Genomic DNA, 23,353 nt, shown 5'->3' on the forward strand with positions numbered 1-23,353 from the left:
CTCATCTTATAAATTATATACAGTATAATAAAACTAGTGATTTAATTGATATTATAAGCCTGCTAAATCCTTTTACCCAAAATAAAAAGCTATCAAAATGCTGTTATCTGAGCATTTTGATAGCTTTTACCTAGTTAATCTACTGTTTCAAGATACTAAATATTATTTAAATATTTTTACATTGCAGTTTCTAATATCTTCATACTAATATCTAATGTTAAATCTTGTGTTTCTGATAATACTGTCATACCATATTTCTCTAATGATTCAATCACATAATCAATTTGAGGTAGTAATCCTTCTTTCTCACAGTATCTTAATGTATAGGCGGTTAACCCAACAATTCTTGCTGCCTTGCCTATTGTATATTCCATATATATATGCCTCTAATTCTTTAAGTTTATTTTAATTTTACAGGCTGTTGTTGTGTAACACAATGAATCATACCTCCGTATTGATACAGCTCTCTCACATCAATACCAACCACCTTACGTTTAGGATAAAGTTCTTGTATTATTTCATTTGCTATATTATCATTTGGATCATTATAATTAGGAACTAGTACAACAGAATTTCCTATATAATAATTTGCATAAGAGCCTTTATACCCTAAATCTTTTCCATTTTCTAAAACTACATTATTTTTACTTAGTGGTAAATAAATATACTCATATAATTTACCTTCAGCATTTTTTGCATTCATTAATATCTCAATATCCTTATCAGAAACACCCCACTCTATTAAATCCTCTTCTTTCAGCGTAATGATTGTATATCCATCAAAAAATTTCGCAAATCCATCAATATGAAAATCAGTAATATCAATACCTGCTACTCCATCTAGCCAAATAAAATTACTAACTCCATAGTATTCTCTTAAATACTCCTCAATCTCTTCTTCAGTTAAGTCAGGATTTCTATTACTATTTGTTACTGCACTACGAGTAGATAAAACACTTCCATTTCCATCTAATTCAATTGCCCCACCTTCAAGAACAACATTATGCAACTCAACTCTTTCAATACCTAAGTCTTTACTGAGAATACTTGGAATTAAAATATCATTTTTGTATGGAGTTTTTTCACCCCACCCATTAAACCCCCAGTCCATCATTTTAAGATTCTGCTTATTATCATAAACAAAAATAGGACCGTTGTCTCTCACCCATACATCATCTGTGGGGTAAACATAAAAATCAATTTTCTCCATATCTAAACTATGATCATTTATAATATTATAAACATGCTCCTTTTCAAATTCATCATACACAATAATGTGTACATTTTCTCCTTTACTTAATTCACTAGCCATTTCTATCCAAATAGACTCAACACTCTCTTTATACCCTTCTCCATATGTTTTATCATGTGGCCATTGTAGCCAAGTTCCTTCATGTTCTTCTTTTTCATCAGGCATAGTGTATTTACCCATAATGTTATTTTTTTTCTCCTTTTTATCATAATTTCCTTCACTTAAATTCTCGTTGTGATGTATACATCCTACAAGAACAAACAATATAAATATAGCACCAATACTTAAAACCATAATCTTTTTCATTCATATACCTCCACTTTTTTATGTCACAAACATTATAAAGCTTCACATAGTGTTAAGGTCAAGATTTTTTTACGCTAATACTAACTTCTGTTACAAATGCATTTTTATCTATTGTAACAGACTCATCTGTATAGTATCTTTCAATATACGGTCCTTCTAAACTATAATTATTCAGTTTTGCCCAATTAATTAATGCTGCATAAGCATAACTAATATCATTATAATTTCCAAAATGAATTGTACTTATATAATCGTACTCCTTAAAGAATTTAATATTAGTGTCTTTCAACTTACTATCTGTTAATATTGGTTGGCATACTTCCACTTCATACAAATTATTATCATCTTCATTAATTGAATGAAAAATTGCAAAATACTTTCCATTTAATTTCGGATTTAATTTATTAACTGAATTTATAAGTTCCTCAAATAGTGCTTCTAACTGCTTTTCATCAACTACTCTTCTCAATGATACTCCATAGAATCCTTTTTTTCTTCCAGAAAATACATCATACGTATTTACAATATCTATTGTTGAATTGCACTTAATATAACATTTCATTTCATCTATAATATCGAAATACTCATCAATATTTTTACTCAATTCATTTATTTTATTTTTATAAGAAATCTTTAAACTATCTAAATCCATCTTTAAAATACTCTTTATTTCCTCAACTGAAAACTCGTACTTACGTAATAACTTTATTTTATTAATAAGTTCAATATCATTATCAGTATAATATCTATACCCATTAGTATCGTCTTTACGTGTCTTTAACAAAGCTTTTTCATCATAGTATCTTAACATCCTTTTTGATACCTTGACTATTTTTGAAAATTCTCCTATTTTATACAAAACAAAAACCTCCTACATTAAAAATATAGTAAAAACCTCTTTCATCTAATCATACCTTCACAATATATTATATCAAAATATTATATTAAGCTTTATTTAAGAATTTAATCACTTGAGATTAAGAAGTTAATATTAGAATAATTTATAAATAGATTTAGAAAGGAGACATTATGGAATATATTACTTACTTAAAAGACACGATATATGATGATCATCTTATACATATAGAAACTTATCTTGAGAGAATTAAAAATGATAAAACAGCACCAGATAATATAAACTTTTTTATAAAAGAGGCTTACAACTATTTTGCAGGTAAAAGCATAACAAATAATATAAAAATCGGTATGTTCGGAATTTACTTTCCTGAAGTATTCATATATGCCTTAGGTGCTCAACCTGTTTGGATATTAGGTGGTAGTACTGTTATGGGGGAGGCAGTTGATGATTATTTACCTCGTGATGTAGATCCTGTTGTCCGTTCTTCAATTGGTTATGCGAACATTGAAAAGATGGATCTTATTAAAGAGTGCAATCTATTCATAGTTCCTATGCTTTCTGACAGTATTAAAAAAGCAATTCCCCTTTTCCCCAAACATGCAAATGTTCATGCTTTTGATGTTTGTCATCTTCTTTTTGATTCAAAAACATCTCAATGGGAAAATGAGATGAGGCTTACTATTGAAAAACTTGAGGACATAACAGGTAAAAAATTAACTGTAGATAGCTTAAAAAAAGCAGCTACAAATATTAACAAAGCAAATAAGGTTTTATTATCACTAAAAAAACTTTATGAGAGCGGAAAAATAAGCAATGAAGTCTACTTTTTCCTAAGACAAAGTTATTATATGACTCAAAATTTACCTTATTGGATAACAGAAATGGAATCAGCTATTAATCATTACAAAAAAGTTGATAATGAGGGAAAAGTAAAACCATTTGTAGCACTTGTAGGGTCTCATATTTATTCACCAAATGATAAGATTCCAACTCTTCTTGATAACTTAGGGTTAATTGCGAAATATATGGATATAGGTTTGCCTTTACCTAATCATTACCATGGATTTGAAAGCATTCAAACTAAGAATGATTTAGTAGACTTAATAGAAAATCAAGACTATAAGAAAACATTTGGTGCACACCACGTTAACCCTAATTCAACATATGTCCCTATTAATGAAGTATGTGGAATTGTATTTCATTTACTAAAAGGACAAGTAAACTATGCTTTTATGGCCGAACAACTTGATAGGTTCGCAACTGATAATGACATATCAATGATAACTATAGAAACTGACTTCGGAAAAGCAGATTTAGAACAGATTAAAATTCGTATGGAAGCATTTAAAGAAATGCTGTCTCACGGTTAAAAGGAGAATATTAATGTTAGAACAAATAAAAAAAGATATTCTAAAGATTAAAGATTGGTGTGAAAAAAATAAAAAAATATCAGTCACTATAGCTTTAGTTATTGGTTCTGGTTTGGTTCTGGGTGAGATGTTCGATAGTGGTTATGATGAACATAGATATGAACAATCCCAACAGATCACAAACCAAGAAAGTACTAATGCTAGAAAATTTAGTGGTGAGGGTAATGGCAGATTTGGTGGTGATGGTGAAGGTGGCGGTGGTGATGATAGAGCGACACTGAATCCTCAATTGGCACTTACTAATCTTCTTATTGTACTTGGTTCTGGAGCAATTGTAGGTGCCGGAGTATTTATTTATATATCATCAAGCAAGAAAAAAATAAAACCACTTCCGGTTTTATATAATCCAATTAATAAAGATGACAAAGAGGTGTAATAATGAAGCGTAGAGGGATTACAATTTTCAGATGGGTATGTCTAATTATAAGTTTTTTCTTCCTGCTGTTCAGTGGAAATTATATAGGTCAAAAAATTGAATGGATAAAGCTTCCTGTATTTTCATGTGCTTTATCCCCTTCCAGCGCAGTAGATAGTATATGTAAAACTGTAGTAGATATTGATGAGTGGATATTTAGCAGTACTATGTTATATACATTAATAGGGATAGGAGTTTTCCTTATTTTAATTAAGTTATTTGGAAGATTATTTTGTGGATATGTATGTCCATTTGGTTTCGTACAAGAAATTCTTTCATCTATAAGAAAAAAATTAAAATTACCATCCCTTAAATTTTCTCAAAAAACAGTAACATATTTTAATATATTCAAATGGGTTATGGTAATTGGTTTTATTCTTGGAATAGGCTACTGTGATTTATGTCCTATCAGATATATTATGCTTCCTCTTGCAGGAATGGTATCAGGGACTGATTTCTTAGGTATTATTTTAGCCGCTATCATCATCGGTTTAGCATTTTTCAAAGAACGTATCTTCTGCCAAATATGTCCTATTGGTGCAATAGCAGGTGTTTGCAATAAGAGCTCTCTTGCAAGAATCAAAAAGAAAGGTGTTTCTTGCACACACTGTAGAGCATGTATTGAAGTATGTCCGATGGATATTCATGAGATTTACGAAGAACGTGAACAAACAAATTTAACAAAACAGGAATGTATTTACTGTATGAAATGCATAGAGATTTGTCCTGAGAAAGATGCTCTAAAATTTGAGATGTGTGGTAAAACAATTCTCAAATCAAAACGTAAAACGAGGTGATAAAAATGAATGATAAATATTTAGAACGTCAAAGAGAAAGATACAAACGTAATGTAGTAAAAATGTCTGGTTCAACTCTTGCTCAAATAGGAGAAACTGCAGTATCAGATATAAATATAGATTATTTTACAGACAAACTTGATAGTTTATTTGTAAAACTTGAAAACACTGAAAAGAAACCTAAGATTGGAACTTATTGTGCAATGGCACCAGAAGAATTTATACATGCCCTTGGGTATCATCCATTAAAATTATGCGGAAATCACCCAACAGCAGCCATGGCTGGTGAAGATTTAGCCCCACGTGATTCATGTCCTGTGGTAAAAGCATCAGTAGGTTTTCAACTCATGAATGTTATGCCTATATTTGACAACCTAGAGGCAGTTTTAATTCCTGGTTCTTGTGATGGTAAAAAGAAGGCAGCAGAGATTCTTCAAAATTTCGTACCAACTGTACCTATTCCAATTTATATGTCTAAAATCGATTATGGTTTTGAATTGCTAGTTGAAACATTTTATGGATTAGTATCAACACTTGAACAAATTACTGGAAAGAAGATTACAGCATCAAAGTTGAAAAGGGCTTGCAAGGATATTTCAAGAGCATCTAAAGAAGCATATAAGCTATATGAAGTTTTAGCAAGTGATAACAGTCCTATTAGTGGAACACAAGTTATGACAATTATGAGCACTTATGCTTATGATAACCCTATTGATTGGGCTCATAAAGTAAAGAAACTGAATAATAAATTAATCAAAACTACACCTTATGAGAGTAAAAGAAAAAGACCTAAGCCAAGGATTATCATTGCAGGTTCACCTATAGGTTTTCCTAATTTCAAACTGCCCTATCTTCTAGAAACCTTAGGAGCAAAGGTTGTTTCAGATGAAAGTTGTCTTGCTGGAAGACTTTTATATGATCCTGTTCTTCCAGATAATGATAGCCTTGATGGCCTAATCAGAGCAATTGCAGCAAGATATGTTGCACCTTGTACTTGCCCTACTTTTACTGAAATGGAAGATAGATTCTGTAAACTAGAACAAGTTAAAAATGACACAAAGGCAGATGGTATTATTTATAATGTTTTGAGAGGTTGTGTACCATTTGATTTTGAGCTAACTTATATTGAAAAATGGGCATCAAAACATGGAATACCAGTCCTTAAAGTTGAAACTGATTTTGGTACAGAAGATTATGAACCATTAAAAATAAGACTTGAAGCATTTATAGAAATGCTCGAGAGGAGATAAAAATATGAATGATAAATATTATGTAGGATTTGATGCGGGATCAACCTATGTTAAGTCGGCTTTAATAAAAGGAAATGAAGTAATTGCCACAAAAGTTATGGCTACTGGAATAGATAATGTTAAAACTTCAGAATTATTACTTGAAAGCTTAATGGAAGAAGCAAAAATTAAAAGAGATGATATTGCATTTATTAACGCAACTGGTTACAGCAGAAGAACTCTTGATTTAGCTGATGATACAATATCCGAAATTACTGCACATGCTTATGGTATCAGATTAACTGCACCAAAAGAAGCTGAAAATATCGGTCTTATAATTGATATAGGAGGACAAGACAGTAAGATTATATGTCTTGATGAAAATTATCAAGTTAAAAACTTTACAATGAATGATAAATGTGCAGCTGGTACTGGAAAATTCATTGAGGTAATTGCACAACTTCTTGAAACAACTATTGATAAAGTTGGTGAATTATCCCTTCAAAGTTTATCACCGTGTCAGATTAACAGCATTTGTGTTGTTTTTGCTCAGACTGAGGTTGTATCACTTGTGGCACAAAAGAAAAACAGAAATGACATTCTTGCAGGAATGCATATTTCAATGGCAAAACGTGTTTCTAAAATGGCAAGAAAGTATAAAACCAAAGGAAGCATCGTTATGACAGGTGGAGGAGCCTTAAACGAGGGTCTTAGAATTGCATTTGAAGATGAACTAATGACAGATGTATATAGAGCAAACCATCCACAATTCAATGGAGCTATTGGTGCCGCTCTTATTGGTCAAATTCAACATGAAAAGGAGGCATAAAATATGGATACTTCCTTAGCATTTGGTACAGCATTGCTTACTGCAATTGCTATAGGTTTAGGTTGCGGAATTGGATGTGGTTCTATATCCACTCCCTTTATTATAACTAAACTTTTAGGAGATCAAAAGAACTCTAAAGAATCAATTTTTGCCCTTTTAAGTTTTGTTTTTGGTAAAGTAATTACCTTAGTTATATTAGGTGCTCTCACTTCTATAATAGGGGGTGAAGTGCTTAGCCTAATATCAGGTGTACTCCCTTTTGATTTAAGTATATTCTTTAGATTAGCCTGTATATTATTTGGTTTATCTATTCTTTATAAAACAATAAAAAAGAAGGATAAATGCGCTAGTAAATGTGCCGGCTGTAATAGTGGTATCCTTGAAAAACCAAGTTTATGGAAGACTCAATCCTATTTTCTTTCTGGAGTCTTATACGCATTAACCCCTTGTCCCCCATTAACAGCTGTTCTCATTTATGCAGTTACAATTAATCCTTTATCTGCAGCAATATTATTAGCTGTATTTGGACTTGCAAACTCTATCACACCTTTAGTTATATATGCACCTTTAACTGGGTATATAGTTGTTAGAATGAAGAAAGAGATCCCAAAATATATAGGAGGAGTTCAAATTCTAGCAGGGGTGTTGTTAATAATTCTTGGTACTGGCTTAATTGTATAATTATTATAATTTAATTGCGTTTTTAAATAACTTTTTATAAAATTAGTTAAGAGGTGAAGTAATGAACAGAGAAAAAATATTAATAGTGGACGATGATTTAGATATTAGAAATTTAATAGAAATATATCTTAAAAATGAGGGATATGAAATAGTTAAGGCAAAAAACGGTAAGGAGGCTTTGGAATTAATCGATGATTCTTTTGATCTTGTACTACTCGATGTTATGATGCCTTTGATGGATGGTACAACTACCTGTACTGAAATAAGAAAAAATTATAACATGCCTATCATATTCCTTACTGCTAAAACAGAAGATATGGATAAAGTTATAGGACTTACGGTTGGTGCTGATGATTATATAACAAAACCATTTAATGCAATTGAACTTATTGCAAGAATTAAAGCTAATATTAGAAGATATGTTGATTTTAATGTTGCAAAAAGAGAACAACTTTCAAAGATCATTACTGTTAATGATTTAGAAATAAACCTTGATACTCATAAAGTGAATAGATCAAATAAAGAAATCTATTTAACAAAAACTGAGTTCAATATTCTTGTATTGTTGACAAAAAACAGAGGAATTGTTTTTAGTATAAATAAAATTTATGATCGAGTTTGGGGAGAAGAGAGTCTCCTTAATGCAAATAATACAGTTATGGTTCACATCAGAAAACTAAGAGAAAAGATTGAAGTAGATCCTAAAAATCCTAAATATATTAAAACTATATGGGGAGTAGGTTATAAAATTGAGTAAGAATTTCATTAATAAAATCCATGTTCAAATTATTTTTGTAATTATTCTATCCTTAGGAATTAGTATTAGTGTATTTTTAGGACTTTCTGAATTAAACAATGAATTAAGCCTCAAACGAAAACAAGCTTTAATAAATGAACTAAAAGAAACTATTAATGATAACGTTAACCAAATAAAGCATGTTATTGATAAAAATGATATGACCTTTCAAGATGTGTTAAATAGTGATATTTTTGAAGAATATAATAAATATGATATATATCTTACTAGTTTAGATGGCAAGTTATATCCAACAGATAAAGATGTTAATGAACATTTTGATGACCTAGATTTACAATCTGAATATCTCTCTGTTTTTAACATTAAATATAAAGATGGGTTCGGTATTATTCTGATTAAGCCAAATTTTCAGGCATTGGTGTCAGATATATATGAAGTTATTATTGGTACCTTCTCTATTTCTCTTTTTTTAATTCTTTTATTACTTTTAACTAAAAATCAGATTAAGTACATAAAAAAAATAAATGATGGAATTGAGATTATGGCTGGTGGAGAACTTACAAGTGAAATTACTGTAGAGGGAAATAACGAACTTACAAATTTAGCCATTTCAATTAACAGTATGGCAAGTTCTCTTCACTCAAAAATGGACTTAGAAAAAGAGCTTGATAGAAAGCAACGTAAACTCATTACAAATATATCACATGATTTAAGAACACCACTAACCTCACTTATAGGATATCTTGATTTATTATCAAATCACAGCTATGAAAGTGTTTCCGAAGGCGATAAATATGTTGATATTGCATTAACTAAGAGCAAACGTCTACAAAAACTCATTGAAGATTTATTCGTGTATACAAAACTTGTTAACCAAGATGTGAATTTAGATATTGAAAAAGTAGATATCTGTATGTTGCTATCTCAATTTGTTGATGAAATACAACCCAACCTGATTGAAAGAAATCTTAAGACAAAAATCAACTCATCAAATACCGAAATACTAGTACCACTTGATGTAAGTCAAATATTAAGAGTGTTAGAAAATATATTCAACAATATTACGAAATACGGACGTGAAAATTCCACTATAAGTATTTCTATTAATGAGCATGATGAAAAAGCAATCATAAAAATAACAAATGAAACGGATTTAGATTTAACTCACTCAGCAGAATTTCTTTTTGATAGACTATATGTTTCAGACGAAAACAGGCATAATCAATCTTCGGGAATTGGTTTATCAATTGTAGAAGAAATTGTTAAGCTGCATGGTGGAAACATTTATGCAAAATTTGATGAACCATTACTAAGTATAGTTATAGAATTGGATATTTATTCTGATAAGAGAGAATTCTATGAAACCTAAAAAACGATAATACAGAAAGAAAAAATAAGCATATTGATAACTTTTCTCCACAAACGCTAACTTCCTAGATTTCCAATCTCATAGAAAAAAATACTTATTTATTTGAATTGTTTGGTTAAACTGTTTAAGTAAATATATTTAATTATTAGAAATTAAATTGATATAATCTTAATCAATAATTTTTCTGGGAGGAACATTTATGAATAATGAAGTTGTTTCGGATAAACAAGGAATATCACTTATAGTGCTATTTATAATTGGTTCCTCTTCAATAGTAGTTCCAGGATTACCAGCTAATAACGATGTATGGTTAGCAATTATTTTATCAGTCTTAATGGCAATGCCTATGGCACTTATTGCATCAAGACTTCACGTTATCTTTCCAGAAAGAGATTTATTTGATATTATTGAAATCTGTTTTGGAAAATTTCTTGGTAAGATACTAATACTATCATTTACTTGGTTTGTCTTTAAGTTAGCAGCTGAAGTTTTAAGGAATTCTTCTCAATTTCTTAACACATCAAGTCTTACTGAAACACCTTTAATCATACCAATGATATGTATTAGCATGCTAATTCTTTTTATCGTAAAGAAAGAACTAGAATAAATGAGGACTGTTTCATAATGTTCACTCCTCCATTTTCTTCGTTCTTTCTTACAACAGCTATACCTTCAAAAGTCCTTTGTAATGTAAAATTCAGCATTGATGACTATATTACCTTAGGCACTTCGAAATAAATAACAAGCCAGTTCAAGCTCCTATTTTGCATAATCCTGCGTCTTTAGAACACGCACAGAGCCCTGCTATGCACGTATTCTAAATCCTTGTCTGATGCAAAATATAAGCTTTCCTTTGACTAGTTATTTATTTCAAAGTGCCTTAATTAGATCAACTAACTTTAAAATTCTCGTTCCCAATTTTCATTAAACTTGAACACTTGAGCCGGTCTATAAGGTTTTCCTTCTATTTTTTCATCAGTTTCAACAATCATATTACCAATTTTTCTTCTAAAATTCAGTATTTCTTTTCCCATTATTGATTCATATACATATTGCAATTCCTTTACGACAAATAGTCTAGGTAATAAATTAAATGCTATGGGACTCTCTTCTATCTTCTCCCTGAGTTTGTCTATTCCACAATCTATAACCTTATAATGATCAAAAGCTAACAAATCTGTACTCTCTTCTAAAAGACTATATTTTACCTTCCTTCTTCTAAATATATCTTTTGAAATAGTTTCCTTAATTTCATAAATAATCTTCACACTATCATCAATTGACTTTAATTCTAATTCATAGATCTTTTCAATGTTTTCCTTTTCCCAATCATTTTTAATTAATTTTTTATTAACCCAAAACCATGCAACTTCCTTGGCATCATCTCCAGCCATAGGATTTATGCTATTTTTAGGTATTAAAGCCATATTGGCAATACTTATGACTCTAGTCCTTGGATCCCTGTCAGTATCCCCAAATGCATATAACTGTTCAGTATATACGTTATCTACCCCGGTTTCTTCTTTTAATTCTCTTTTTAAGCCTTCTACCAAACTTTCATTCATGCGTACAAATCCCCCAGGAGTTGCCCATTGATTTATATATGGGTGTTCCTTTCTTTTAATTAAAAGAACCTGCATACCCTTTCTTGGCATTTTTCTTGGGTTGCTTTCTTCCTTATCCTCTGTTGTAAATATTATTATATCATTAGTGACACTTGGTCTTTCATATTTTTTAGCATCATAATTCTTTAAGAATTCTTCTTCATTAAACCCATTTTCATCTATTATATATTTGTTACTTTCCAACTATATCACTTCCTATAATTATGTTTGATAATAATTCATATATGAAGTAATTATAGTACAAAGTTACTAATTAATACAAATAGAAATTTCACTATTATAGTGTGGTACTTGTATGTTTCTTTTATGATTATTTATTTTCCATCTATTTTTGATTATTTCTTTAATTTTTTTATCTTCACATACTCCAACTCTTATGAATTTATCTAATACTTCATAAGAAAACCCCAAATTTTCCTCATCACTAACCCCTGATAAACCATCACTTGGTTCCTTTTGAATTAAGTCCCTTGGCAAACCTAAATACTCACCAATTTTTACTACTTCCCTTTTTGTAAATGTAGATAGTATTGCAAAGTCACACGCTGTATCTCCATACTTAGTGCAATACCCAACTAAACTTTCACTTAAATTCCCTGTACCAACTATCCTATAACTTAATTCTTGTCCTATAGTATATACAGTTGTCATTCTCAATCTTGGTGCGATATTAGTCAGCGTATGTGAGCTTAAATTAATACTCTTAGAATTTGAATATTCAAACTCACTGCATTCTATAGAATTAGTTATTGCTTGATAGCTCTCTTGAATATTCACAGTAGTATACCTTATCTTTAACATCTCACATACTTTTTTGCTATCATGTATATCTTTCTGCTGACCATTTGGCATCATAACACCTAAGACTTTTTCACTCCCTATTGCTTCACAAAGTAGCTTTGCTGCTACAGTACTATCTTTCCCACCACTAATGCCGATTATAACCCCCTTTGCATTTCCACTGCAATTATTAAACCAATGCTTTATCCACTTAATGCAATTGTCTGTTTGTTCCTCTACATTAAACACATATCCATTTTTATTATTCATATTGTCCACTCCTAAAAATTTTTATTGTATATTTCTTCTCTTATCTCTCTCAATGAAGTTTCTTTAAATAATTTTCCATTTTCAAATACTGTCTGTAGTAAATCTTCATTTCTATACTTAGAATAGTCTTCATTATTTAACCCATCTATCGCCTTTAATTTTCCTTCCTGATCTTCAATAACTACTACTTTTCCCTTTAAAGACTTTTTAATATTCTCTTCATCGGTCTTTGGATTTTTAAATATTTCAATTTCCTTTCCATTGATAACTGCATAAGTCGCCTTTAATGCCCATCCTTGAGTGTCTCTTGTTAAGTACTGCAGTGAATAGCTTCCAACACCAAATATTACATTTTCAACTGAGTACCCCATTGTCATAAGTCTATTGCATATGCTTTCACATCTTTCAAGAGTTATAGAATCCCCATACACAATTCTTATATGCTTGTCTAAAACCTTATATCCCTTTGAATTAATATATCCTCCGAATGTATTCCAAAGAGAATTTATGGTGCCCAATTTTTCTAGCTTATCATCACTTTCCTCATTGCCACAAATAATCTTTTCAGGATCTCCGCTATCTGGTCTTACGTTAATACACCCCTCTCTATTTAGCACCACATCTTTATATTTTGGTAAAATGATGTTTATGAAATTGAAATAATCATAACTATCACAGACAAAACTAAAATTACCCTTCGGATATATTTCTGTACACATTCTTAGAAAGAATTTTTCTTCATCACTATCTACAGCAAAATTGCTGGTTGTACAACTATGTTCAACACTTGCAGACCAATTTCCTACAGTTTCTTTTGCAGAGTCTGCATTATAATATTGATTTAAATATGGAAGCACAGGAATGGTTGATGTCTTTGTAAAGCTAGTAAGAAATCCTGATGATGCTGATAAAGCACTTTCATTTGAAGACATTCCTCTATAACTAAAATCTCCGCAGGCAACTGACTTCCAATTAGGATTATCACCAGTCTTTTCAACATACTTTTCTATTATTTTTCTATATTCATATGCCAATGTTGCGCAAGTGGATGGACTCCATAAACTACAAGAAATAATACTTTCTAAAAAGTTTGTAAGCCATGCAAAATCCTCATGAGTATTTTCTATTGTCATACAAGGAACTCTATAAGGCACCTTTGTCCCTTCTTTTAATGCCTTTATTTCAATAGGTAGATATCCTAATTTATGCAGCTTTTTAAAATGTTCTGTTTCAGGATTTTCTTCAAATGTATTACTTATATATAACTTGTATTCTTCTAATACTTCTTCTATATTTCTATTGAAAAAATTCTCATTAAAATTTTCTATAAGATATTTTTTTATAAAAGCTTGTAATCCAAACCAAATCACTTCATTACTTCTTGAAAAGTACTTATTGCTCCTAGGTACCCATGTGGAATATAATTTGGTCATATTGTCTGGGTATAAATTTTTATGGCATATTTTATAAAAGTCTTCTAACAATATTGGATTATTTATCATATAGCATCTCTCCTCATTACTAATTAATTGGTTTTAAAATTGTTATCTTTTCTTGAGAATAATCATTGAATATACTATCACTTGTATATATTTCATCTATAATATTACTGTTTAAAAGTTTCCCCTCCTTAACACTGTCTTCTAAATGCGATACATATAAATATACATTTTGGGCTCCCTTGCTTTTAATCTCACTTCCACTTAAGAAAAACGTCATACCTTTACTGCATAAATCATCTATAATAAGAACATTTTTATCTTTCAAATCTGGTGCATTTACTAACTCATATTTTTCTATATATCCTGTTTGAAGATTTCTTTTCTTATTTCCGTAGAAGTAGGTAATATGCTCAGGTAGCTTAATCTTTTCTGGATACTTTTTACATGCTCCATTATCTGGATAAAACACATAATCAATATTATTTTCATGAATTATTTTATCCAAATAAGGTTGAATTGAGATTTCACTTACTCTCTGTAGCACTGCTACACTTACTGAGCTATGAGGATCTAAAACAAATACTCTATTAAATTTCAAATCATTTATAATTTCACAAAAATACTTGCAACTAAACATATATCCATCAATATATCTATCCATCCTTGAATAAGGTATATATTTCATTGTTAAATTAACCTTTGTATTAGAATGCACATCATCTAGGTATTTCTTTGTCATAATTAACGCTGTTATATCTCCATCACTCTCATATCTAAAGTTAATATTAATTTCATCTCCTGTTAGACCACTAGAACATATACTATTTTTGAATATTGTTTCTTTATTTGGATAGACTTCTGTTCCTACTGCAACTCCATTAATTTCTACCATTTTTTTCACTCCATTTATCTATATTATTTTTGATTTTCTATAACATGCATCTGTAGATTTTTCATAATTTCAAAGGTCTTTCTTTCTAAGTCTTTATTGCCACTTCCACATAAATTTTTTCTTATAAATATTTCACTATTTTCAAAAACCGTCTGACAAATTATAGCGTTGGATAAAACACATATATTTGTATCAATACCACATAACTCAACTGATTCTATTTCTCCAAGTTCTTCTTTTAATTTCATAAATTCCATTGTCCCAAACTTGTTCTTTTGTATAATATATACCGCTTTATCTTCAGCTATCTTTTTAAGCTCCTTTCCAAAAAGTTTATGCCCTTCTGAGTCTTTTACACAATGTTCTATTGGAAGATATTTACCCTCTAAGGTTCTTAGGTAATCCTTATCATGAGTATCCATTGTAAAAATAATATAGTCTATGTTTTCTTTATATTCCCTAACCTTCTCAAGTATTTTGTCATAAAGTAACTCTGCTCCTTTGAATCCTAAACTACCATTAACAAAATCTCTTTGATAATCAACAACTACTAACAAGTTCTTTTTTTCACTCATATTCATTTTCTCTCCCTTTATATTTTTCAATTACCTTTATTCAATACAATTTCATCACATTCTTACTTATTATCATTTTGACACTAAGTGCCGTCAAAAAAAATTGCTCCCATTTTTTATACTATCACTGCTCTGATGTTATTCACATTTCTCCAATTTGTATACGCTTTCTCATTCACACTTAGTATCACTTTGATTATAAGTAAGATTATACACCTATTCATCAATTTATGCAAGTAAAATCTCAATTTATAGAATGGGGTTACACCCCATTCCATAAATTGTAATACAACACAAAAAGACCATGAAGTTTTTAAGCTATAATAGCTATCTTCACAGTCATTTTAAGTTTATATTAATTTACAACACATATCCATTACACCCTATCAAATACCAACTCTTACTTTCATAGCATCGGTTATTACATCTATGAATAACTAATTTGTTTTGTATTTGTCTTTATTTGTCTTTATTTTTCTTTTCTTTATACTTTTTATATGCCAAATAAATAAGTAAAAGAATTAGTACGTACAAATGCCAACAATACAAACATATACCGTTTCCTTTTTCTTCACTTTTATTATTCTGATCTTTTGTATCTTTTTCTTTTAATACCGTATCGTTTTCATTGTCTTCTTTATCGTTATTTTCTTCTACATCGTCTTCTTTTTCAGTAGTTTCCTTATCTTTATTAGCTTTCTCACTCTCAGTAATATTCTCATCATTGTTTTTGTTTTTAACATCAGAATTATCTTTTTCGCCTATAGTATTGTTATCATTTGTATTATCCCTATTATTAGTTTCATCTTGATTTATATTTGTTTCTTCTACATTATTAGTTTCATCTTGATTTATTGTTTTTTCTTCCACATTATTAGTTTTATCTGTATTTTCCTTAGATTTTTCTTCTATGTTATTGTCATTATTATCTATAATTTCTTTATCTTCTATATCATTTTTAATAATGTTAACAGTAAATTTTTCAATAGAAACATTACCTGCTCTATCCTCAACATAAAAAGTATAGTCACCATTTTCATCTACTACTATGCTGTTTTCATTAAATTCCGTTCCCTGATTTTCAAAGTAGCCTAAATCAACTTCTCCTGCTGTCCATTTTTTATATTGAACACCACTCAAATTATCATTTATTTCTACACTTATATTTACTTTATTAGTCTTTTCATCTAAAGATAATTTAATGTTTTCAATAGTTGAAGATGTTTTGTCATATATAAATACTGCTGGTACTAATTTTTTTATTTTCTTACCATCTTTATCCTTAAATTGAATGTATATTTTTTTCTCGCCATCATCACCCTTAACGGCGTATTCAATCTCATTCTTGAATTTTATCCAATCATTCCAATTCACATTATCACTACTTAAGCTCATTTCTTCTGCATCTTCAGTAGTATTAATTTTTAATGTGATTTTATCCTTATTAGTATATACATCATCATTATTTATAACAATTGATTCTTCAAAAAGTATTTCAGGAATTTCCTTAGAATTAACCTCTGAAACATTCCCTGCCTTGTCCATATATTTTATATAAACAATTTTTTCTTCAGCATTTTTGTTTAAAATAAGTTCTTTTTCTTCAGTGTAATCCTCCCACTGAGCATCTTTAAACTCACTGTTAGATGAAATCATAACCTTACTTAATCCTGATAAATTATCATTAGCTTTTAGATGCAGAGTAATAGTTAACTCCTCATCTCCTAGTGACTGTTCTCCTTCTGCATATGTAATGCTTGGATTTGTAAATAAAATTATCGTTAGAACAATTATAGTAAATAGCTTACATAATTTACAATCAAACTTTTTCACTTTCTCCACTCCTTATCAATATTATGTCAAAGTAAATTCAAATGCTCTATAACTGAGCATTTGAATCATTAATCTAAAAATCCCAAGTAAAATCCCCTACTGGTGGAGTCTTGTCTACCTTAATTATTGCTTCATTTAATACGTTATTTCCTTCTTTATCAACTGTTTTATACTTTACTATTATTATACCCTCTTCAGTAATTTCACCATGCTTACTGCTCTTCCATGTCTTTCCTCCGTCTAAACTGTATGAATAATCATTAACAGTAGCTTCAACTGTATCATGAAAATCAAATTCTACATATTCATTTGTCCACTGTCCTTCGGTATATTCATATCCACTTTCTTTAGTAAAAATTAATGTATCTCCAGTAGATTTTGCTTCTTCTTTATCTGTTTGATTTTTATTATCTACTAATTTTTCATCTGTTTCCAATATAACTTTAAAGTTAATAATTTCTGATATATTATCATCCTTATCCTTAAATTTTATAAATACGTTTTTTATTCCATTACCTTCATCAAGTAACCATTTCATGTCAGGTGAATATTTAACCCATTTAGCATCTTTAAAATCACCAGTATTAGAAATCATCATATACTTAACATTTGCTGATTTCAAACCAGTATCCTCTAGATGAAGTGTTACTTCCTGATTATTAGTAATTCTAGAACCTTCATTTACAGTAATGTTTACCCTATCAACTGACTTATTTAATTTTTTTGTAGCTTTTTTCTTTTTAGCAATTTCCTTCTTTTTTGATGAATCATTGTTTGAATTATCATCATGTGTTGGTCTATACCAATCATCTCTATCTTCTGGACGTTTTGTCACGGTAAAGTTAAATGTTGTTGCTGGCCCTGCTTTATGTGTTGCTGTTTCTGCTATTCTTACTTGTAATGCTACTCTGCCAGTTAAGTCAGGTAAGTTTGATATTTCAGTACTATAGTATTCCCAATTTACTCCATCAATTGAGAATTCCATATTTCTTGTAATACCTGTTATTGTATTAGCTGCATCGTCACTTGTAACTCCTGTTACTGCTGGTCCGTCTGCTTTATCTACTGATATTGTAAATGTCGCTGTCTTTCCATTAATTGTTACCGTTAGTCTCTGACTTGATGCTACCGCTGAACTATCAAAGCCTGTTACATTGCCTTCTGATATTGTTTCAATCTTTGTAGTACCATCGCTATATGAACCTTTTACTACCATGCCTGAGATATCTAAATCATCTCCTACTTTATATGATAGTTTTGTTGGTAATGTTGTGATTTCTATGCTATTTAATGTTTCCACTGTAAAGTTAAATGTTGTTGCTGGCCCTGCTTTATGTGTTGCTGTTTCTGCTATTCTTACTTGTAATGCTACTCTACCTGTTAAGTCAGGTAAAATTGATATTTCAGTACTATAGTATTCCCAATTTACTCCATCAATTGAGAATTCCATATCTCTTGTCATACCTGTTATTGTATTCGCTGTGTCATCACTTATAACACCTATTAATGCTGGTCCTGCTGCTTTATCTACTGATATTGTAATTGTCGCTGTCTTTCTATTAATTGTTACCGTTAGTGTCTGAGTTGATGCTACCGCTGAACTATCAAAGCCTGTCACATTGCCTTCTGATATTGTTTCAATCTTTGTAGTACCATCGCTATATGAACCTGTTACTACCATGCCTGAGATATCTAAATCATCTCCTACTTTATATGATAGTTTTGTTGGTAATGTTGTGATTTCTATGCCGTTTAATGTTTCCACTGTAAAGTTAAATGTTGTTGCTGGCCCTGCTGTGTGCGTTGCTGTTCCTGCAAACCTTACTTGTAGTGCTACGTTTCCAGTTAAATCTGGTAACAGTGACATTTCTGTATTGTAACGTGTCCAATTTTCTCCATCAGAAGAAAATTCCATATCTCTTGTCATACCTGTTATTGTATTTGCTGCATCGTCACTTGTAACACCTGTTACTGCTGGTCCCTCTGCTTTATCTACCGATATTTCATATGTCATTGTTTTCCCATTAACTGTTACTGTTAATGTTTGACTTTCTACTGCTACTGAACTATCAAAACCTGTTACATTGCCTTCTGTTATTGTTTCAACCTTTGTAGTTCCATCGCTGTATGATCCTGTTACTATCATACCTGAGATATCTAATGATTCGCCTACTTTGTATACTAGTTTTGTTGCTGGTGTTGTAATTGCTATGCTATTTAATACTGGGACTACTTTTACATTGTAGTTTTTTAACCCTTTTGTTAAATTAAAGTTATGATTTAGTGTTTCAATTTCTTGTAATACATTATTTTCTATTGTTCCAATATAACTCCCTTCACTTTCAACTGTTTTTGCAAAGGATGCATAATTTGCTGGTAGTGAAACCATCTGAGTATTTGTCGTATTACCACCTACTATTTTGACATCAGTACTACTTGTCGTTGAAAGAGGTTCAGAAAATATTCCTGATATTATAGGTACACTTGATGTTATTGTGTTTGCATATATTGGAACTACATCTTTTCCAACTTGTTTATCCCCTATTTTATTTACAGACAAAACAGTGATTTTCGGCGTACCTGTAATCTTTAATGTATCGCAGAATATTTCACCATAAGCTTTAGAATATTTTCTTGTACCTGCAACGGCTTTTATAGTAGCACTTCCTCCAATTGTAATTTGGGTATTGCGATAACTACCTATATTGGGAGAACTCCATTTAATACTATCAGGAGTTGATGTATTTACAACTGCTGTTCCTTCTATGATAATATGGCTAGTTTCTATTCTGTCCCTAACATTAGAATAACCTGCTCCTATAGCGGAACTAACAAACTTACCATTCCCACTTTTTGCATTTACAACTCCACCATCTATTAAAACTTCACCTGCAATACCGCTATAATAACCAGAACCTCCACCAATTCCTGCGCCGGAAAATCTATAACTTGTACTGCCGCCAATAGCAGTTACATTTCCACCATGTATTGTAGTAGAGCCTCCATTACCTGCATATCCCTTTTTATATGCACCTGTAGAACCATCATTTACAGCGGCTCCACCTCCTATACCTGCACCTGTATAGTAATCACCATCTCCGCCTGTAGCTTCTATATTTCCACTATTAATAGTAATATTTCCCGAAGCTGGTGTTATAGCTATACCTTCTTCATCCTTTCTTCCATTGCCTCCTATACCTGCTCCCGGACCACTATTTTCGTAATTTCTACCACCAATAGCAATAAGATTACCTGTACCGTCAATTATAAGAGAACCTGCCGTTCCACCTACTGGTGTTTCCACCTTTATACCTGCTTTAGTAGATCCGCTTTTAAATGTATTAGTTCTACCCTCTTTAAGTGTTATGTTTACACTCGCTCCATCCCCAATATCAAATGCACATGCATCATTAGTTTCACTAACATCAACATTAACATTATCTAACGTAATATTAGCTTCCATTACATTAGGGTCTACTTTAATTGTATTTACTTTTGTGTTCCCTATTATTGTGTAATCTCCACTACTTGTGATAACAACGTTATCTATAGATACGTCCAATACCATTTGTCCTGTAAACCCAAATGTAGTTTCCTGTCCTGCTTTATGTGTTGCTGTTTCTGCTATTCTTACTTGTAATTCTACATTACCTGTTAAGTCAGGTAAGTTTGATATTTCTGTACTGTAACGTGTCCAATTTTCTCCGTCAGTTGAAAATTCCATATCATCAGTCATACCTGTTATTGTATTAGCTGCATCGTCACTTGTAACACCTGTTAATGCTGGTCCATCTGCTTTATCTACTGTTATTGTAAATGTCGCTGTCTTTCCATTAATTGTTACCGTTAGTGTCTGACTTGATGCTACAGCTGAACTATCAAAACCTGTTATGTTATCTTCCGTTATTGTTTCACCCTGTTTATTACCATCACTATATGTACCTGTTACTACCATACCTGTGATATCTAATTCTTCTCCTACTTTATATGATTGTTTTGTTGCTGGTGTTGTAATCGCTATGCTATCTAATATTGGTACTAATTCAATATCTTTAAAAGTAGGAAATCCATAATTTTTACCATCTATAATAGCCCACTCTTTCCAATCAGAACAAGCCCATTCTTCCCTCTCAGTAATATCCCACTCTATTCCATCTCTTTCATTCAGCTTATCAACTAAATCTCCCTCTGTTCCTGCTAAAGCCTTCATTTCCATTTCTGTTAGTGCTGTTATTCCGTAATCATCATCTCCAGCACCTTTTTTACTCACTCCTTGTGAACCATTAACTATCTGTGCTGCATTACTATTATAATAAACATTTATGAATGTACAATCACTTCGACTCCCAGCAAAACCGCCTAACTTTGATTCTTCTCCACCTGTTAAATCCACTGTTGCATAGCTATTCCTTATTTTACTGCCTATACTTGTTCCTACAAGTCCTCCTATTTCCATTACATTACTATTTGTCACATCACCTTCTACATAGCTGTTACTTATATAAGAGAAATAGCTTACTCCAACAAGTCCTCCATCATATGTGCCCATTCCACTTCCTTTTATTTTTTTATTATAACAATTTATGTTAACACTTACTCCAACATTTTTTATTGTTGCACTTTTAATTAATCCAAATAATCCAACATTATCATATTCACTATTTGGTTTTGAATCTGTTCCTATCCATAAATTATTTATCTGCTTTCCATTACCATCAAAATAACCCTTAAAACTATTATTAAAATCTTTTCCAATAGGCACCCATTCATGAGCTTCAAGGTTAATATCATCTGTTAATTTATAATATTTTTTAGCTGGTTCTTTTCCTTCATTTACAGAATCCGCCAAATGCGCTAATTCTTCTGCTGTTGCAATTTGATATGGATCATCTACCGAACCATCTCCTCCTGCAAAGCTATCTGAAGCATAATTTTGCCAGTTATCAGTTGACTCAGTATTTAACGTTGTTAATTCACTTTCATCTTTTTCCCATTTCGCATAAATAGTTGTATCTTCTGTTATTACAGTATTTTCGAAATCAAATCCTGTTTCATATTTATTATCAACATACCAGCCGTTAAAAATATATCCTTCCTTACTTATTTCCTCTGATCGTGATGCTTTTTCATTATATGTTACAGTTTGGCTTTCTACCGAACTTCCTCCATCTACTTCAAAACTTACATTATACCTTTCAGCATCATAGCTTTTTTCTATTCTTTTACTTTCACTTTTATCAGTACTTGTTACTGATATATATACTTTTCCTGTATCTTTTCCTAGCTGTGGTATACTTATAGATGCTGAAGTTGTTGTTTCTATCTTTACAGCTACTGCAGTTTCTAATAGATTTCCTCCACTTGCAGCATCGTATACCTTAACACTACATCCTTCCATAATCCCTGTTACTTCTACAGTATCATCTGCATCACTATTATTAGTAATGATTATATTTTCTTTTAATGGTGCAGCACTCTGTATTTGCTCAACTTCAGTTAATTCACTTTCATCTTTTTCCCATTTTGCATAAATTGTTGTATCTTCAGTTATTACAGTATTTTCGAAATCAAATCCTGTTTCATATTTATTATCAACATACCAGCCGTCAAAAATATATCCTTCCTTACTTGGTTTCGCTGGCTGTATTACTTTTCCATTATAAACTACACTTTGACTATCTACGGAACTTCCTCCATCTACTTCAAAGCTTACAGTAAACATTTCAGCATCCTTTACCTTAACAATTTCTGCTTCAGTAAGTTCTATCGCTTCCACTGTATCATCTGCAGCACTATTATTAGTAACTGATATATTATCTTCTAATGGTGCTGCACTTTGTATTTGCTCAACTTCAGCTAATTCTTCTGCAAATACATTTTGATATGGAACTAATGTTAAAATAAAAACAAATGTAATTATTAATGACATACAACTCTTAAATCGTTTTCTTTTCATTCTTTACCTCCTTGAAATTTTTATCTCTTTATGTAATTTTTGAGCCAAACTTGATT

19 protein-coding genes are annotated in these 23,353 nt (G+C 30.8%); 9 read left to right on the forward strand and 10 right to left on the reverse strand.

The features are described 5' to 3' along the window. Positions 1-176: 176 nt before the first annotated feature. Genes KDK92_RS01190 through KDK92_RS01200 form a run of 3 tightly spaced genes read right to left on the reverse strand, consistent with a single transcriptional unit; the run spans position 177 to position 2,417 of the window. Positions 177-374, reverse strand: a complete 198-nt coding sequence (locus tag KDK92_RS01190) for a MerR family DNA-binding transcriptional regulator (protein ID WP_250857210.1) — start codon at positions 372-374, stop codon at positions 177-179. A gap of 26 nt (positions 375-400) precedes the next feature. Beyond that, a complete protein-coding gene (locus KDK92_RS01195; protein WP_250857211.1) occupies positions 401-1,558 on the reverse strand; it encodes an agmatine deiminase family protein in 1,158 nt (385 codons plus the stop codon). A gap of 58 nt (positions 1,559-1,616) precedes the next feature. Next, positions 1,617-2,417 carry a MerR family transcriptional regulator gene (locus KDK92_RS01200; RefSeq protein WP_250857212.1) on the reverse strand — a complete coding sequence of 267 codons (801 nt, stop codon included), beginning with the start codon at positions 2,415-2,417 and terminating at the stop codon, positions 1,617-1,619. Between the two features lie 170 nt (positions 2,418-2,587). Here KDK92_RS01200 and KDK92_RS01205 point away from each other — a divergent pair, with 170 nt between their 5' ends. The 9 genes from KDK92_RS01205 (at position 2,588) to KDK92_RS01245 (ending at position 10,531) form a co-directional block, all read left to right on the forward strand. Beyond that, on the forward strand, positions 2,588-3,787 hold the full coding sequence (locus KDK92_RS01205) for a 2-hydroxyacyl-CoA dehydratase family protein (protein WP_250857213.1): 1,200 nt from the start codon (positions 2,588-2,590) through the stop codon (positions 3,785-3,787). 13 nt (positions 3,788-3,800) lie between these two features. Further along, on the forward strand, positions 3,801-4,223 hold the full coding sequence (locus tag KDK92_RS01210; protein ID WP_250857214.1) for a hypothetical protein: 423 nt from the start codon (positions 3,801-3,803) through the stop codon (positions 4,221-4,223). Positions 4,224-4,225: 2 nt separating this feature from the next. Then, positions 4,226-5,059, forward strand: coding sequence for a 4Fe-4S binding protein (locus tag KDK92_RS01215; protein WP_250857215.1), 834 nt, complete (start codon positions 4,226-4,228; stop codon positions 5,057-5,059). Between the two features lie 5 nt (positions 5,060-5,064). Then, the gene (locus KDK92_RS01220; protein WP_250857216.1) at positions 5,065-6,309 is read left to right on the forward strand and encodes a 2-hydroxyacyl-CoA dehydratase subunit D; all 1,245 of its coding nucleotides are present in this window, start codon (positions 5,065-5,067) and stop codon (positions 6,307-6,309) included. Between the two features lie 4 nt (positions 6,310-6,313). Beyond that, a complete protein-coding gene (locus tag KDK92_RS01225) occupies positions 6,314-7,117 on the forward strand; it encodes an acyl-CoA dehydratase activase (RefSeq protein ID WP_250857217.1) in 804 nt (267 codons plus the stop codon). Between the two features lie 3 nt (positions 7,118-7,120). Next, positions 7,121-7,798: a sulfite exporter TauE/SafE family protein gene (locus KDK92_RS01230; protein ID WP_250857218.1), complete on the forward strand. Its 678-nt coding sequence runs from the start codon at positions 7,121-7,123 to the stop codon at positions 7,796-7,798. 61 nt (positions 7,799-7,859) lie between these two features. Continuing rightward, positions 7,860-8,555 (forward strand): response regulator transcription factor, encoded by a 696-nt coding sequence (locus KDK92_RS01235; protein ID WP_250857219.1) that lies wholly within the window; start codon positions 7,860-7,862, stop codon positions 8,553-8,555. After that, positions 8,548-9,924 carry a HAMP domain-containing sensor histidine kinase gene (locus KDK92_RS01240; protein WP_250857220.1) on the forward strand — a complete coding sequence of 459 codons (1,377 nt, stop codon included), beginning with the start codon at positions 8,548-8,550 and terminating at the stop codon, positions 9,922-9,924. Before KDK92_RS01235 ends, KDK92_RS01240 begins: the two co-directional genes overlap by 8 nt. A gap of 199 nt (positions 9,925-10,123) precedes the next feature. Continuing rightward, positions 10,124-10,531, forward strand: a complete 408-nt coding sequence (locus tag KDK92_RS01245; protein WP_250857221.1) for a GerAB/ArcD/ProY family transporter — start codon at positions 10,124-10,126, stop codon at positions 10,529-10,531. A gap of 292 nt (positions 10,532-10,823) precedes the next feature. On the opposite strand, the gene KDK92_RS01250 is transcribed toward KDK92_RS01245, so the two are convergent. The 7 genes from KDK92_RS01250 to KDK92_RS01280 all read right to left on the reverse strand — a co-directional run bounded on the left by KDK92_RS01250 (position 10,824) and on the right by KDK92_RS01280 (position 23,297). Then, positions 10,824-11,732: an NUDIX hydrolase gene (locus tag KDK92_RS01250; protein ID WP_250857222.1), complete on the reverse strand. Its 909-nt coding sequence runs from the start codon at positions 11,730-11,732 to the stop codon at positions 10,824-10,826. Positions 11,733-11,798: 66 nt separating this feature from the next. After that, entirely contained in the window at positions 11,799-12,599 is an 801-nt protein-coding gene (nadE, locus tag KDK92_RS01255; protein WP_250857223.1) for an NAD(+) synthase, read from the reverse strand. Positions 12,600-12,610: 11 nt separating this feature from the next. Beyond that, the gene (locus tag KDK92_RS01260; protein WP_276575852.1) at positions 12,611-14,101 is read right to left on the reverse strand and encodes a nicotinate phosphoribosyltransferase; all 1,491 of its coding nucleotides are present in this window, start codon (positions 14,099-14,101) and stop codon (positions 12,611-12,613) included. 19 nt (positions 14,102-14,120) lie between these two features. Then, positions 14,121-14,933, reverse strand: a complete 813-nt coding sequence (locus KDK92_RS01265) for a hypothetical protein (protein ID WP_250857224.1) — start codon at positions 14,931-14,933, stop codon at positions 14,121-14,123. Positions 14,934-14,956: 23 nt separating this feature from the next. Further along, on the reverse strand, positions 14,957-15,508 hold the full coding sequence (locus tag KDK92_RS01270) for a cysteine hydrolase family protein (protein WP_250857225.1): 552 nt from the start codon (positions 15,506-15,508) through the stop codon (positions 14,957-14,959). Between the two features lie 459 nt (positions 15,509-15,967). After that, the gene (locus KDK92_RS01275) at positions 15,968-17,341 is read right to left on the reverse strand and encodes a hypothetical protein (protein WP_250857226.1); all 1,374 of its coding nucleotides are present in this window, start codon (positions 17,339-17,341) and stop codon (positions 15,968-15,970) included. A gap of 73 nt (positions 17,342-17,414) precedes the next feature. Then, positions 17,415-23,297, reverse strand: coding sequence for a bacterial Ig-like domain-containing protein (locus KDK92_RS01280; RefSeq protein ID WP_250857227.1), 5,883 nt, complete (start codon positions 23,295-23,297; stop codon positions 17,415-17,417). Positions 23,298-23,353 lie beyond the last annotated feature (56 nt).

Origin of the sequence: Oceanirhabdus seepicola (assembly GCF_023684385.1) — a bacterium.
In the GTDB taxonomy this organism is placed as follows: Bacteria; Bacillota; Clostridia; order Clostridiales; family Clostridiaceae; genus Oceanirhabdus; species Oceanirhabdus seepicola.

Excerpts from the sequence above, each read along its gene's own strand:
- KDK92_RS01190 (WP_250857210.1), bottom strand. The coding sequence starts at position 374 with ATGGAATATACAATAGGCAAGGCAGCAAGAATTGTTGGGTTAACCGCC.
- KDK92_RS01195 (WP_250857211.1), bottom strand. The coding sequence starts at position 1,558 with ATGAAAAAGATTATGGTTTTAAGTATTGGTGCTATATTTATATTGTTT.
- KDK92_RS01205 (WP_250857213.1), top strand. The coding sequence starts at position 2,588 with ATGGAATATATTACTTACTTAAAAGACACGATATATGATGATCATCTT.
- KDK92_RS01210 (WP_250857214.1), top strand. The coding sequence starts at position 3,801 with ATGTTAGAACAAATAAAAAAAGATATTCTAAAGATTAAAGATTGGTGT.
- KDK92_RS01215 (WP_250857215.1), top strand. The coding sequence starts at position 4,226 with ATGAAGCGTAGAGGGATTACAATTTTCAGATGGGTATGTCTAATTATA.
- KDK92_RS01220 (WP_250857216.1), top strand. The coding sequence starts at position 5,065 with ATGAATGATAAATATTTAGAACGTCAAAGAGAAAGATACAAACGTAAT.
- KDK92_RS01225 (WP_250857217.1), top strand. The coding sequence starts at position 6,314 with ATGAATGATAAATATTATGTAGGATTTGATGCGGGATCAACCTATGTT.
- KDK92_RS01230 (WP_250857218.1), top strand. The coding sequence starts at position 7,121 with ATGGATACTTCCTTAGCATTTGGTACAGCATTGCTTACTGCAATTGCT.
- KDK92_RS01235 (WP_250857219.1), top strand. The coding sequence starts at position 7,860 with ATGAACAGAGAAAAAATATTAATAGTGGACGATGATTTAGATATTAGA.
- KDK92_RS01245 (WP_250857221.1), top strand. The coding sequence starts at position 10,124 with ATGAATAATGAAGTTGTTTCGGATAAACAAGGAATATCACTTATAGTG.
- nadE (WP_250857223.1), bottom strand. The coding sequence starts at position 12,599 with ATGAATAATAAAAATGGATATGTGTTTAATGTAGAGGAACAAACAGAC.
- KDK92_RS01260 (WP_276575852.1), bottom strand. The coding sequence starts at position 14,101 with ATGATAAATAATCCAATATTGTTAGAAGACTTTTATAAAATATGCCAT.
- KDK92_RS01265 (WP_250857224.1), bottom strand. The coding sequence starts at position 14,933 with ATGGTAGAAATTAATGGAGTTGCAGTAGGAACAGAAGTCTATCCAAAT.
- KDK92_RS01270 (WP_250857225.1), bottom strand. The coding sequence starts at position 15,508 with ATGAGTGAAAAAAAGAACTTGTTAGTAGTTGTTGATTATCAAAGAGAT.
- KDK92_RS01280 (WP_250857227.1), bottom strand. The coding sequence starts at position 23,297 with ATGAAAAGAAAACGATTTAAGAGTTGTATGTCATTAATAATTACATTT.